This is a genomic window from Streptomyces sp. DSM 40868, from assembly GCF_011820545.1.
Taxonomy (GTDB): domain Bacteria; phylum Actinomycetota; class Actinomycetes; order Streptomycetales; family Streptomycetaceae; genus Streptomyces; species Streptomyces eurythermus.
Window position 1 is genome coordinate 521,101 of record NZ_CP050504.1, and the last position, 13,007, is coordinate 534,107.

Below are 13,007 nucleotides of genomic sequence, written 5' to 3' on the forward strand. Positions count from 1 at the left end.
GCGTCCCGGCCGGCACGGTGCGCCGGCCCAGTACGGGCGGCACGGTGCTGTGCGCGGGCCCAGCGGGGGTGTGCGCACGGGTCCGACGGCCCCAGGGACCGCCCCCGCGATGAGACGGTCCGGCCCCGCGGCGGGAGAAGGGTGCCGGACACAGCCTCGCGACGGCGGGCAGGCGGCAGGGGGCGAGGGCCTGGCCGCGGCCCTTCGGCTACGGCGTCACGGGCGCCCTGTCCGGCGGTCAGAGCAGGGGGAGCCGGCGCGCGGTAAGGGCGAGACTGATCTCCACCACGTCGGACGGCCGGGCCAGCGAGCGCCCGGTGAGCTGTTCGTAGCGGCGCAGCCGGTTGAGGACGGTGTTGCGATGGCAGTAGAGGCGTTCCCCGGCCCGCTGCGCCGAGCCGTCGCAGGCCAGCCAGGTGGCCAGGGTCTCCACCAGTACCTCCGCGTCGGCCGGTTCGATGCCGGCCAGCGGTCCGAGCACCCGCTCGGTGAGCGACGCGGCGAGTTCCGGCGCGGACACCACCATCGCGGCGGGCAGGTGCTCCGCCAGCCGCACGGTGCCGCCCTCGGCGGGGCACAGGCTCAGCGCCAGGTCGGCCTGTGCCCGGGCTTCGCCGACCGCCGCGAGGCCGCGGACCACGTTGCCGATCCCGACCCGGGTGCCCGGTGCGGACGGCCCCACCGGATCGGGGAGTTCGCCGTCCTCGGTGAGCAGGATGCCGTAGTCCACGTCGGTTTCGGTGTGCCAGTGGGCGCTCGGTGACCGCTCCAGCAGCGCGGCGCGCAGACCGGCCGGTCCGGCGGGCCCTCCGCCGGCGACCGCGACCACCACGTACCGCCCCTGCTCGGGCAGTTGGAGCGCCTCGGCCGCCTCGGGCAGGTCGGCGATGCGGCTGGTGCCGTCCAGCAGCGCGGCGGCCAGCAGCCGGACCTGGTTCTCGCGCCGCCACATCATCCGTCTCTCCACCTGCCGGTAGGCATCGGCCACGACGGTGCAGTGTTCGTCGACGAAGTTCCACACATCGGCTGCCACGTGCACGAGCAGCCGGACGTCCTCGGGTGCCGTCCGGGCGGTCTCCTCCACCAGCCCCTGCCACACCAACGAGCCGCCGAGCCGGAAGGCGTGCAGCAACGCGTCCAGCGGCAGGCCCTGTTCGGCACGCGCGACGCCGATCTTCCAGGAGCAGCGCCGGGCCGCTTCCCTGGTGCCCCGCGGGTCGATCAGCGAGGACACGCTGTGCCGCAGCGAGCGGTGCGCCTCCCGCCAGGTGTGGTGCGGGTCGGTCCGGAGCGCGGACCTGTACGCCGGTTCCCGGTCCTCGAGCACCGTGAGCAGACGGTCGGTGAGACCCGCCAGATCGGCCAGGAGCGCCCGGGCGGCCCGGTGCAGCACAACGACCGCTTCGGCGTCGATCGGTGAGCGCGTCCGTGGCGGCCCGGGCCGGGGTACGGCCCTCGGGGCGTGGCGGAGCGCCGTCGGTGTCCCTGAAGCTCGGTGCATCGCGGTCATCCCCCGGGGTCGGCTCGGCGGCGGCGCGCCCGGGACTCCTCGGCGGCTCACGGCGGGCCGCTGGGTCCGCGCGGTGACTGCCGCCCGTCTGGTCCTGCCCCGAAGAATGGCATACCGTCCGGTCGGTCAATAGGGTTGTGCAACGCCTTTTCGCCGCCCGGGGACGCGTCGCGCACCACTCCGGGCCCGGCGGGTGCCGGTGTTGCGGGGGCCGGCCAGTGTCCCGGCGACGGGGCGCGGGGCGGGACACCTACGCGGCGGGAGGACGAGAGCACCGGGCACCCTCTGTGGTGCCGTCGCCGAACGCCCGGAGCAGATGCCGCAGGGCCGGGGAGGGTGGGCCGCAGGGGAAGGCGAGCGAGGTGGTGACGGTCAGTCCGGCGAGCGGGCGGAAGACGACCCCGGGCGCCGGAGGGAGCCCCGTCACCTCGTAGAAAACGGTCCACGACGGCGGGCCGGCGCCGATGTCCGCGAGGGTCGCCTGGAGGCTGGTGAACGGCGCCGCGGGCGGCGGCTCGGCACCGGCCGCGCGGAGCGCGCCGGTGATCAGGCCGTGGAACGGCGGGTTGCGGTCATGCGGCGCGAGCCGCAGCGGCAGCGGGGCGAGCTGCTCCAGGCGCGGCTCCGGCTCGTCTGCCAGGGGGTGGCCGGCGGGGAGTGCGGCGTACAGCGGATCGGTCCACACGGGGATCGCCTCCAGGTCCGCGGCCCGGCCCGGTGGCAGGGCGCGCACGAGCGCGGCGTCCAGCACGCCCGCGCGGACAGCCGCGAGGCGTTCCGTCGGCGGGAGCTTCACGGGCCGCACCCGCACGCGCGGCGCGAGGGCCGCGAACTCGGCCAGGGCGCGGTAGAGCCGGTCTCCGGGGACCTGGACGGTGCCCAGCCGCAGGACGCCCTCGGTGCCCGCGAGGATCCCGGCGGCCACCTCTCGGGCGCGGTCGGCGGCGGCGAGGACGGCGCGGGCCTCCGGCAGCAGGCGTTCCCCGGCGGATGACAGGCTCACCCGCCGGGACGAGCGGTCGAACAGTACGACACCCAGGGACCGTTCCAGGGCGCGTATCTGCTGGCTGACCGCGGACTGCACGATGTTCAGCCGCTCGGCCGCCCGGCCGAAACCACCCTCCTCGGCCACCGCCAGGAAGTACCGCAACTGCCGCAGTTCCATCCGCTGTTCCCCCTTGTGGTCGCGTCCTTGGGCCACCCGGCACCGGGCTCCCGCCGGACCGCGAGCGCCTCCCCCGGCCCGGCGGATCCGCGCCCGGCGTCCATCACGATCGGTGATCGCTGCCTGCGTCAACTGCTCCTGGTCCGCCCGGTGTTCCCGTGCTCGAATGAGGAAACGCGGCACAAGCGGCGAAGAGCGGCAACGAGAACGGAGCACGGATGTCCATACACAGCTCGGGGAACGCCCTGGTCGTACCCGCGGACGAGGCCGAGACCGTCGGGCTGGCCGACGGCGGCGCCTTCCGTCTCCTGGCGGACGGCGGCGCCACGGACCACGCGCTCGGCGTCAACCGGCTCTCCCTGGAGACGGGTGCGGACGGGGCCAGGCCGCACTACCACGCGCGGTCCTCCGAGATGTTCTACGTACTGCACGGAGCGGCGCGCTTCCTCCTCGGTGAGCGGCTGGTGACGGTGGACGGGGGCGGTCTCGTGGTGGTCCCGCCGGGACTGCCGCACGCGTTCGGCGCCGCCCCGGGCGCGACGACGGACCTGCTGGTGGTGACGGCGCCGGGGATCGAGCGGTTCGGCTACTTCCGCAGGCTGGGACGCATCGCCCGTGGCGAGGAGGCGTTCGAGGGCCTGCTGCCCGAGCAGGAACGTTACGATGTCCACTTCGTGGACGACGCGCTGTGGCGGTCCGACCGGGCCCGCTGACGGCGGGCAGAGAACTCCTCAGTGGGCCAAGGCCGGAAGCGGGGCGGACGGGCTGACGGGCGGGCTCAGCCGGTCGGCTCCCGGTGGTACGGGTACGGCGGCGAACACGGCGTCCTGCTGGGCCTGGAGCTCCTTCTTCCGGGCCGGGGTGGTGGAGGGCAGGCGCTGCTCCTCGTACAGCAGGTGGGTGACCTCCTGAGCGTGCTTGCCGGCGGGGGTGTGGAACTGGATCTCGAAGAGCTGCCCGGAGCGCGGGGCGCGCCAACCGGTGTTGAGGCCCTTGTAGCCACTGGTCCGGCCCCAGGTGTTGGACCACTTGGTGGTGTCGTTGCCCCAGGCGGACAGGACGGCGGAGGCGGTGGTGACGCCGTCGGTGTAGGCGCCGTCGGGCCACTGGAGGGTGTAGCGGACGGCGTCGCTCAGCCTTGCCAGGACCGTGTCCACGTTGTACTCGGGGTGTTCCCCGAGGGACGTGGCGACCTTCCGCTTGAGGGAGTCGGGCGATTTGAGGCGGTGCTCGAAGCCGACCAGTTCGGCGCCCGACGCGAGGGCGGCGGCGCGTACGTCCACGGTGATCGACCGCTCGGCCTCCTTCGCCCGGTCGACGTAGGCGTTCACCTTCGCGTTGTCGGCGGCGTTCAGCGTGAGCCCGCCCTCCCCCTTCCACCCGCCGGCGTCGCCGGGGGCCGCGGCCGCCGCCGGTCCGGCGCCGAGGGCCAGCGCGGTGGCGAGCGCCGCCGTGAGCAGACCCCGGCCGATGGCGGGGGTGCTGGTCGTGCTGTTGTTCGTCATGGAGTGTGCCTTCACCTTGCTGGGTCGACCTTGTGCAAGACACAACCGGCGCGGCGTCCGGACGGTTACTGTCGTGCCCCGAACTCGCAGGACAGGGCGAGACACTCAACAAAGCTCCCGGCACAGCGAGTTGCCGAGGAGTGGGCAAGTCGCCGTGCCGCCCGCCCTCGGAGGAGCTTCATGACCGTCCGCACCGCCGGCCTCGGCGTCCTGCGCCGCTGCGCCCCGCCCCCTGACCACGGCCTCTTCACCGCTGGAGCACACCATGCCGGACATCGAGACGGAGAACCGCGACACCTGGACCGCGTACGGCAGGCACCAGCTCACCAGGGCATCGAACCGCCCGAGCTGGACCGGTGGGCCTGGGACGTCCCAGGGGCCGGCCCCGGCCTCGAGGTCTTCGGCGACGTGAAGGGCGTGCGCGTACTCGACCTGGGCAGCGGGCTCGGACGGCACGCCGCCCTCATGGCCGCTCTCGGCGCGAGGGTCACCGCCGTCGACTCCTCGCCCACCCAGCACCAGCGCGCCGCCGCCCGCTGCTCCGCGGCCCCGGGCCTGCGTCTGGTGTGCGCCGACGCCGTGAGCCACCTGCGCGATGCCGAGCCGTACGACCTGATCTACTCGGTCAGCGGCCTGCCCTTCACCGACCCGCGCCGGCTCCTTCCCGCGCTCGCCAGCGGACTCAAGACCGGTGGACGTCTCCTCTTCAGCGCGCTGCACACCAACTCCCGCGGCATCGGCCCCACGGCCGCCGTGACCGCGCGGCCCGAGATCCTGCGGCTGCCCGGCACCGAGCGGGAGCACCTGGCCCACACGTGGGTCCTCGCTCCTGCGACCTGGGAGGCCCACCTCACCGGGCACGGACTCGTGCTGGAGTCGGTCGCCACGCTCGACGCCCCGCAGCCGGGCAACGCCGCCTCGTACCGGCTGTACGCCGCCCGCCGGCCGGAGCGGGTGCCCAGCCGTCCTCGTACGAGCGCGCCACCGCCGCCCAACGCCGCGGTGGGAGTCGGCGTGATCGCGCACGGCCCGGAAGGAGTGCCGCTGGGCCTGCACCGACGCGGGACCTGGGAGCCGGCGGGCGGAAAACCGGAGCCCGGCGAGACGTTCGCCGAGGCGGCCGCGCGGGAACTCGCCGAGGAAGCCGGTCTCGTGACGGATCCCGGCGATGTGCGGCTGCTGGGCACACTCCTGGACCGGTTGGGTGACGTCGTGCGGGTGACGGTGCCCGCCGTGGTCCATCGCTGGTCCGGCACCCCGCAGCAGCGCGAAGAGACCATCCGTGCCTGGCGGTTCTGGCCCCTGGACGCGCTGCCCGGGCCCCTCTTCGTACCGAGCGCCCAGTGCCTGACGGCCTGGGACCCCGCTCTCCCGCTCGACCACCCGCCGGCCTCGTTCCACCCCTACGACAGCACCCGGCGTGGGTGACTGTCATAGGGACGCGCACCCGGCCCACTCACCTCATCGGCGTGAAGTCGGGCAGGGTGAGGGCCGAGTGGGCCGGTCGTTCCTTTGCGGGAGGCATGGTCTGGAGGCTGCGCAGCATGTCGTTGCGCTGCTCCAGGGCCCGGGCCGTGGTCGGGAAGAGCGGGGCATCGCCCTCGCCGACCTGTTCCTGGTTCGCGGTCACGAACTCACGGGTGTGGCGTTCGTAGGTGGCGAAGCCCGCCGTGTGGTCCCGGTCGGCCAGGGAGGCGGCAAGCATGTACGCGCCGACGAGAGCGAGGCTGGAGCCCTGTCCGGTGAGGAACGAGGGTGCGTACGCGGCGTCGCCCACCAGCGCGACCCTGCCGCTGAACCAGCGGGGCATGCGGATCTGGCCGACCGCGTCGAAGAACAGGTCGTCCGCGTCGCGCAGGGCGGCGAGCATGCCGGGAACCTCCCATCCCGCGTCGGCGAAGACCTCGGTGAGCAGGTCCCGTTGGGCTCGCGGGTTGCGGAAGGCACCGTACGGCGGTTGCGGGCGGGCGAAGTTCAGGAAGGCGTGCACGTCGTCGTTGTCCCCCACGGCGTAGAGTGCCGCGGCCCTGCCCGGGACGTTCCACATCACGGTCTCGTGGGAGAGCCCGAAGGTGTTGCGCATGGTGAACACGGCGAAGCAGTAGCCGAGGTAGTGGTGGAACCGCTCTTCGGGGCCGAACTGGACTTCGCGGGTGCGTGAGTGCGTGCCGTCGGCACCGATCACCATGTCGAACGTACGCCTGCCGCCCCCGCGGAAGGTGACGTCCACCCCGTGGCCGGACTGGTCGAGCGTGTCGATGGAGTCGTCGAACAAGAACTCCACGTCGTCGTGGACCGCAGCGTACAGAGCGTCGGCCAGATCCCCGCGCCGCACCTCCAGGTCCCGTCCCGTGGCGCCGCCGGTGACGGTGTGCGGGTCGACCGAGGCCACCTGGCGGCCGTCCCCGTCCAGGAAGGTCAGCCGGCGCAGGTCGATGTGCGCGTCCCGCAGCCGCGGCAGGATGCCCATCCTCCGGACGACCTCCAGTGCGGTGCCGCGTACGTCGACGGGGTAGCCGCCGCCGCGAAGCGCGCCCGCCTTCTCGACCACCGTGACCTCGAAACCGTGGCGGTTCAGCCAGAACGCGAGGGCGGGCCCCGCGATACTCGCCCCGGATATCAGGACCTTGCGCCCAGGGGTGATGCGGCTGTCCCGCGACAGGCCGGTGTGGGTCATTCCTTGTCTCCTTTGCTCAGGGTGCGGGCGACCAGCAGGGACAGCGCCGTGACGGCGCCGGCTGTGACGAAGCCGGTGACGAAGGCCGATTCGGCCGGGACGTCCGAGCCGGAGGGGGTGCCGGCGGTGAGGAGCGCGCCACCGAGCTGCGCCCCCACGGCGAAGCCGATCACGCGGGTCACCAGGACCAGGCTGGTGGCGATGCCGGTGTCACTTCGATCGACGGATGTGGCGGTGCTGGTCACCATCGCCGTGACGCACAGGCCGTTGGCGAGCGCGATCAGCATCTTGCCGATGACGAGGTGCCAGATCTCGGAGTGCGCGGCCGCCAGGGCGGTCAGGGCGGCGGCCATGATGACGATCCCGGCACTGACCACGGCACGCGAGCCGAGACGCCGTACGCCCATCCCGCTGATCGGCCCGGCCAGCGACGCGGCCACGGCCCCGGGCAGCAAGTAGAAGCCGATCTCGGTGGCGCCGGCCCCGAATCCGTACGCGTGGGAGGGCACCGCGAACAACTGCGGGACGAGGTAGACCGCCATCGAGGTGCCGACGCAGATCACGAACGTCAGCACGCAGGACTGCCATATTGCCGGCCGTGCCAGCATGCGCGGGTCGACCATCGGCGAGGCCGTGCGACGCTCGACGGCGATCCATGCGGTCACGAAGGCGGCCAAAACCACGACGAGGACGCCCAGCAGCAGCGGCTGCGAGCCGACGTCGGGCGCCAGCGCGAGGACGAGCATGAGGGTGACGAGCGTCCCGCTCAGCAGAGCCAGCCCGGGCCAGTCGACTCCGGCGGTCTCCGACCGGCCCGGCGGATCATGCGGCATCAGCCCGTTCACCAGCGTGGTCGCACCGATGACCGCGATCGTCGGCAGCGCGAACATCCAGTGCCGGGACAGCCCTTCGGCCACGGGCCCGGCCGACAGCGTTCCCGCCATCCCGCCCCCCACGAACAACCCGCTGACCACCCCGATGGCCACCTTCGACGCCCCCTCGGGGAGGTGTGCGCGGACCAGGATGAACGACAGGGGCAGCGCGCCCACCATCGCGCCCTGAAGTACCTGGCCGAGCAGCAGCACCGGCAGGTTCGGCGCCAGGGCGGACACCAGACCGCCGGCCGAGACGACCGCCATCAGCCGGATGAGGACCCGTTTGCCGCCGTAGCGGTCGCCTAACCTGCCCGCGACCGGTGTGACGAGCGCGCCGGTGATGAGGAGCACGATGCTGAGCAACGCCCCTTCGGCGGGGCTCATGTGCAGTTCGCGTTGCAGGAGCGGGAGCGTCGGTGACACCACCGACTCCAGGGCGCCGGTGGCGACGGCCAGCGTGCCGAGGGCCCCGACAGCGGCCTTCCCGACGCGGATCGGGGGAGCCTGAGTTGCGGTCATGGACGTTCCTTTCCGTCATTGCCGGACGAGGAAGGGGTCAGTGATGCGCAGGACTCTTCGGGGACATGGGGGGCTGTCTGTCGAACGCCGGTGATCAGGCGCCGAGTTGGCGCTCGCATGGTCCCGCCGGACGGATCTGCGTACGAGTGCCGCACGCTCGAGCCGAGACTACACTACACCGTGCAGTGTAGAAGGGTTACGATGTGGCCATGCCGACGACGAAGACGCCGACCACGAAGACCCTGCGCGCGGGATCAGCGCACAAGCGGGCCGCCATCCTCTCGGCGGCCCGGGAACTGTTCCTCGCGGACGGCTTCGACCGGACCAGCGTCGACGCGGTCGCCGCCCGGGCCAAGGTGTCCAAGCGGACGGTGTACGACTACTTCGGCGACAAGCGGACGCTGCTGCAGGCAGTCGTCGACGCCATCGGCCAGTCGATGATCAGCATCATCCGGCGCACCCTCGACGACACCCTCACCGACCTCACGGAGGCCGCCGGTCTCGAGGACGCCCTGGTCGCGTTCTCGACGCGGATCGCGACCGACATGCTCGGCTCGGCGGAGTACGCGACGCTGCGACGACTGGTCCGGGCGGAATCCGGCCATCTGCCGCATCAGGACTACAACTCCATGGCCGACACCCCCGACGAGGCGATCGCCGAGCGGTTCGCCGCCATCGCCGCGGCCGGGCTGCTCGACGTCCCCGACCCCCGGCTCGCGGCCGACCAGTTCATCGCGCTGACCTTCGGCGTCGCGCTGGACAGGCTCGGTTCCGCGAACGCCGCGGAGGACCCCCGCGTCCGGCCGCTCATCGTCGCGGGAGTACGGACCTTCCTCCGGGCGTACCGGACCGCGTAGGGCCTCGGTGGTCGATGGCGGGCACCTCGACGGCCTCGTCATGGGCTGCCGGGTACTGCGGTCTGTCGCCTTCCTTCGCGTCGTCCCCGACGCCGGCGAACGTCAACACCCCTCTTCCGCAGCGCCGAGGCGGCCGAGTGCCGCGTTCGCTGCCGCAGGGAGCGAGCGGTCGGCGGCGGAGCCGGGCGAGGCCGGGCTCCGCCGCCGGGAGTCCCGCACCCGCTCCCCGGAGGCTCGGGGCGGGGCGGGAGCGGCGGGCTCAGCGCCTGACGAACACCGTGGCCGACGCTGTCGCGCTCGTGTGCAGATCGTCGCCCGGCCAGCTGACGGTGTAGGTCACCTCGCGCCGGGTGCGCGGCAGGTCGTCGATGGTGAAGGTGCCGTCGGCGGCGACGGTCACCGAGGACAGGGTGCCGGTGCCGAGCCGGTCCGTGCGCCGCACGGTGAGCGTGGCCCGCTCGGGCAGGGCCTTGCCCTGTGCGGCGAACGTGCCGGTGAGGTGGACGCCCCCGCTCATGGTGGCCTCTTCCGGCCCGGCCAGCGTGATCGAGGCGGGCGCCTTGCCGACGGTCACGGTGTGGGTGACATCGGTGGCGGGGCGGTGGGTGAGGTCACCGAGGAACGACACCCGGTACGTGGCCGCGCCGACCAGGTCGGGCTCGTCCAGGACGGTGAAGGTGCCGTCCTCCTTGACGGTCGCCGTGCCGAGCTGGTGGGTGCCGTTCGCGTCCTCGCGCACGGCGGTCACCTTCAGCGGCTGGGCCGGAGCGGGCCCGTCCCACTCCAGCCGGCCGCGCACCGACAGCGGCTCGCCCGCGACGGCTCCGGCGGGGCTGTGGGCGAGGTCGCCGGTGAAACGGGTGTCGTACTGGACGGCCGGCGGCTGGATGACGTGCAGCCAGTACTCCTGGCCGGTGCCGCCCCGGGTGACCGCGAAGAGCCGCGAGCCGTCCTGGGACCAGGCCAGACCCCGCGGGGCGACGCCGTTCCCGTCGAGGCTGCCCTCGAAGGCGAACTCCAGCGGCGGCGTGCCGTCGGCCGGGTCGGCGCTCTGCACCAGCAGGTCGGGCGTGCTGCCGCCGGCCTGGGCGCCCCGGGCGATGTACGTGCCGTCGCCGCTGAAGGCGACCGCGGTGGACGTCGCGCCGGCGGGCAGCGCCGAGTACTGGCCGGACGCGTCCGACAGGTCGCCGGCGTTCAGCAGCCGGGTACCGGCGGTGGCGTCGGCGACGGCCACCTTGGTGCCGTCCGGGCTCGCCGCCATGTCCTTCAGGTCGAGGGCGCCCTTGCCGTCGCCGTCCGCGAACCGGCGGGAGGCGTCCCGCACCGGGGTGGCGCCGCTGACGTCGAACGAGGCGAGGAACGGGTTCGCGGCACCGCTCTCCTTGGGCTGGCCCATGAGGAGACGGTTCTGCCCGCGGGCACCCGGGGCCAGCTGGAGCCGGCCTGTGTCGTTCCAGCCGGTCGAGTTGACCGCGCCGTCGGCGAGCATGTTCAGGGCCGTGGAGGCCGTGGCGCACTGGTAGCTCTGATAGACGTAGGCACTCGTGCTCCACACCGTGTTCCCGGCGAGGACGATTTGCCGGCCGCAGTTGTCATAGGCGGCGTTGTACGCGCCGTTCGGCTGGAGCGTGCCGGTGTCGTAGGTGATGACGCGGCCGCGCTCGCCCACGTACAGCGTCGCGGCATCCTCGCTGAGCGCCACGCCCGAGATCCCGAACTCGCGCTGGATCGTGGCGACCCGCCGGCCCTCGAAGTCGTATACCAGTACCGTGCCGTCGGAGTTGGTGTCGCGCTGGTCGGCGATGTAGACGCGCTGGTGCACCGAGTCGACGGCCAGGCCCGAGTACGTCCCGATCGGCAGCTTGGCCACCGCGTCGGAGGCCGCCGCGTGGGCCGCGGGCGCGGCGGCGACGGTCAGTCCGGTCCCGGCGAGCACGGCGGCGAGGAGTGTGGCCGCGAGACGTCCGGATCGCTGTGCTGTATTCAACTGTGCCCCCCACAGGCTGAGTAGAGCACCTCACCGGTGTCGGTGAGACGCCTGTGAAGGCCATGAAACAGGTGTGAAGATCACATGGGCAAGGGGGCGCGCCCGACCGGTCCGGCACGCTGCCGGCGGTCGCACGGGGCGCGGCGCAACCTCCCCGAGGAGGGGATTCCGTACTCCAAAGACGGAGGACCCGTTGGTCATCAGGCACGATGTCCGGTGCCGGTCACGCCGTCGATCATGAGTCGGCGATGAGACAACAGCCGTCCGGCGCCGGTACCGGCGCCGCCGACCACAGGAGCCGGCCATGGCAGAGGTGACACGACGCGGCGCTCTCGCAGGAGCGGCCGTAGTGGGGGGCGCGGCCGCGGGGCTGGGCTTGTCGAGCGCGACCGCGGCGGCGGACGCCGCGCGCACCGGTGCGCCGGGCGCGGCGACGGTCGGTCCGGGCGACACGCGGTACGCGTCGCTGACCCGCCGGGGCAGCAACGCGCGTTTCGTCGGCACCCCCGACTACGTACGCGTGGCGTCCTCGCCCCGGGACGTCGTCGACGCCGTGCAGCAAGCGGTGGACGAGGGGCGGCGCATCGCCGTGCGCAGCGGAGGACACTGCTTCGAGGACTTCGTCGACGACCCGGCCGTCAAGGCGCTCATCGACCTCTCCCCCATGTCCTCCGTCTCCTACGACGCGCGGCGGCGGGCCTTCGCCGTGGAGCCGGGTGCCCTGCTCGGCGAGGTCTACCGGCACCTGTTCCTCGGCTGGGGGGTGACCGTCCCGGCGGGCGCCACGGCCGAGGTCGGCGTCGGAGGTCATGTCCTGGGCGGCGGCTACGGTGCCCTGTCGCGCCGGTACGGACTGTCCGTGGACCACTTGTACGCCGTCGAGGTGGTGGTCGTGGACGAGCGGGGCAGGGCGAGAAGCGTGGTGGCCACGCGGGAGCCCGGCGACCCGCACCGCGACCTGTGGTGGGCGCACACCGGGGGCGGCGGCGGCAACTTCGGCATCGTCACCCGCTACTGGTTCCGGTCCCCGGGCGCGCGGGGTTCCGACCCCTCGCGGCTGCTGCCGCGCGCGCCGGAGTCCGTGCTCTCCTTCAGCGCCTCCTGGTCCTGGAAGGACCTGGACCGGCGGTCGTTCAGCCGCCTGGTCACCAACCACGGCGGCTGGTACGAGCGCAACAGCGCGCCCGGCTCCCCCTACGCGGGCCTGTTCGGCGTACTGATGCTCAACAACCGCCGGTTCGGCACGGTCGATCTGGTGGGCCAGGTCGATTCCACGGGTGCCGGGGCGCGGCGGCTGGTCGACGACTACCTGGCCGCGGTCGGGGCCGGGGTGCGGGCCCGGCCCACGCGGACCACGGCGGTCCGGCCGTGGCTCCAGGCGGCCGCGGCCGTCCAGGAAAGCGAACCGACGTACTACAAGGCCAAGGCGGCGTATCTGCGGCGGCGCTTCACCGACCGGCAGGCGGACGCGCTGTACGCACACCTGTCGAGCGAGGCGGGCGGCGAGGCCGACGGTTCGGTGTGGCTGGTTTCCTACGGAGGGCAGGTCAACGCGGTGGCGCCCGGGGAGACGGCGGTGGCACAGCGGGATTCCGTCCTCAAGGCGATCTATCTCACCAGTTGGCGGAGCCCGGACGCCGAGGGGCCTGCCCTGGGATGGGTACGCGATCTCTACCGCGCGGTGTACGCCGACACCGGCGGCGTGCCCGTGCCCGGCGCGGTCAGTGACGGCTCGTTCATCAACTACCCGGACGCCGATCTCGCCGACCCGGCCTTCAACACCTCCGGGACGCCGTGGCACACCCTGTACTACAAGGATCACTACGCGCGTCTGCGGAGCGTCAAGGCCCGCTGGGATCCGCGCGACGAGTTCCGCCACGCGCTGTCGATCCGTCTCCCCGAGTGAGGC

At 73.1% G+C, this 13,007-nt stretch carries 10 protein-coding genes; 4 read left to right on the top strand and 6 right to left on the bottom strand.

What is annotated here, in order from left to right; all coding sequences use genetic code 11:
- Positions 1 to 238: 238 nt before the first annotated feature.
- Positions 239 to 1,501, bottom strand: coding sequence for a PucR family transcriptional regulator (locus HB370_RS02395; protein WP_030776623.1), 1,263 nt, complete (start codon positions 1,499 to 1,501; stop codon positions 239 to 241).
- A gap of 259 nt (positions 1,502 to 1,760) precedes the next feature.
- Positions 1,761 to 2,711, bottom strand: coding sequence for a LysR family transcriptional regulator (locus tag HB370_RS02400; RefSeq protein WP_244405362.1), 951 nt, complete (start codon positions 2,709 to 2,711; stop codon positions 1,761 to 1,763).
- 182 nt (positions 2,712 to 2,893) lie between these two features.
- Here HB370_RS02400 and HB370_RS02405 point away from each other — a divergent pair, with 182 nt between their 5' ends.
- Positions 2,894 to 3,388, top strand: coding sequence for a cupin domain-containing protein (locus HB370_RS02405; protein ID WP_030776617.1), 495 nt, complete (start codon positions 2,894 to 2,896; stop codon positions 3,386 to 3,388).
- Positions 3,389 to 3,406: 18 nt separating this feature from the next.
- Here HB370_RS02405 and HB370_RS02410 read toward each other — a convergent pair whose 3' ends face one another.
- Positions 3,407 to 4,180, bottom strand: coding sequence for an ATP nucleotide 3'-pyrophosphokinase (locus HB370_RS02410; protein WP_030776614.1), 774 nt, complete (start codon positions 4,178 to 4,180; stop codon positions 3,407 to 3,409).
- Positions 4,181 to 4,360: 180 nt separating this feature from the next.
- Here HB370_RS02410 and HB370_RS02415 point away from each other — a divergent pair, with 180 nt between their 5' ends.
- The gene (locus tag HB370_RS02415) at positions 4,361 to 5,608 is read left to right on the top strand and encodes a class I SAM-dependent methyltransferase (RefSeq protein ID WP_244405364.1); all 1,248 of its coding nucleotides are present in this window, start codon (positions 4,361 to 4,363) and stop codon (positions 5,606 to 5,608) included.
- A 28-nt stretch (positions 5,609 to 5,636) separates the two neighbouring features.
- Here the strand turns inward: HB370_RS02415 and HB370_RS02420 are convergent, their stop codons facing one another.
- Entirely contained in the window at positions 5,637 to 6,857 is a 1,221-nt protein-coding gene (locus HB370_RS02420; RefSeq protein WP_030776612.1) for an FAD-dependent monooxygenase, read from the bottom strand.
- Positions 6,854 to 8,251 (bottom strand): MFS transporter, encoded by a 1,398-nt coding sequence (locus HB370_RS02425; protein WP_030776609.1) that lies wholly within the window; start codon positions 8,249 to 8,251, stop codon positions 6,854 to 6,856. Before HB370_RS02425 ends, HB370_RS02420 begins: the two co-directional genes overlap by 4 nt.
- Positions 8,252 to 8,460: 209 nt before the next feature.
- On the opposite strand from HB370_RS02425, the gene HB370_RS02430 reads away from it, so the two are divergent.
- Complete coding sequence (locus HB370_RS02430) at positions 8,461 to 9,108, top strand: TetR/AcrR family transcriptional regulator (protein WP_030776607.1); 648 nt, start codon at positions 8,461 to 8,463, stop codon at positions 9,106 to 9,108.
- 259 nt (positions 9,109 to 9,367) lie between these two features.
- On the opposite strand, the gene HB370_RS02435 is transcribed toward HB370_RS02430, so the two are convergent.
- Positions 9,368 to 11,047, bottom strand: a complete 1,680-nt coding sequence (locus HB370_RS02435) for a hypothetical protein (protein ID WP_030776604.1) — start codon at positions 11,045 to 11,047, stop codon at positions 9,368 to 9,370.
- 427 nt (positions 11,048 to 11,474) lie between these two features.
- Here HB370_RS02435 and HB370_RS02440 point away from each other — a divergent pair, with 427 nt between their 5' ends.
- Positions 11,475 to 13,004 carry an FAD-binding protein gene (locus HB370_RS02440; protein ID WP_342450957.1) on the top strand — a complete coding sequence of 510 codons (1,530 nt, stop codon included), beginning with the start codon at positions 11,475 to 11,477 and terminating at the stop codon, positions 13,002 to 13,004.
- Positions 13,005 to 13,007 lie beyond the last annotated feature (3 nt).

What these genes read in the sequence shown, in the direction of transcription:
- HB370_RS02425 (WP_030776609.1), bottom strand. Translation starts at nt 8,251, where the DNA reads ATGACCGCAACTCAGGCTCCCCCGATCCGCGTCGGGAAGGCCGCTGTC.
- HB370_RS02405 (WP_030776617.1), top strand. Translation starts at nt 2,894, where the DNA reads ATGTCCATACACAGCTCGGGGAACGCCCTGGTCGTACCCGCGGACGAG.
- HB370_RS02415 (WP_244405364.1), top strand. Translation starts at nt 4,361, where the DNA reads ATGACCGTCCGCACCGCCGGCCTCGGCGTCCTGCGCCGCTGCGCCCCG.
- HB370_RS02395 (WP_030776623.1), bottom strand. Translation starts at nt 1,501, where the DNA reads ATGCACCGAGCTTCAGGGACACCGACGGCGCTCCGCCACGCCCCGAGG.
- HB370_RS02420 (WP_030776612.1), bottom strand. Translation starts at nt 6,857, where the DNA reads ATGACCCACACCGGCCTGTCGCGGGACAGCCGCATCACCCCTGGGCGC.
- HB370_RS02430 (WP_030776607.1), top strand. Translation starts at nt 8,461, where the DNA reads ATGCCGACGACGAAGACGCCGACCACGAAGACCCTGCGCGCGGGATCA.
- HB370_RS02410 (WP_030776614.1), bottom strand. Translation starts at nt 4,180, where the DNA reads ATGACGAACAACAGCACGACCAGCACCCCCGCCATCGGCCGGGGTCTG.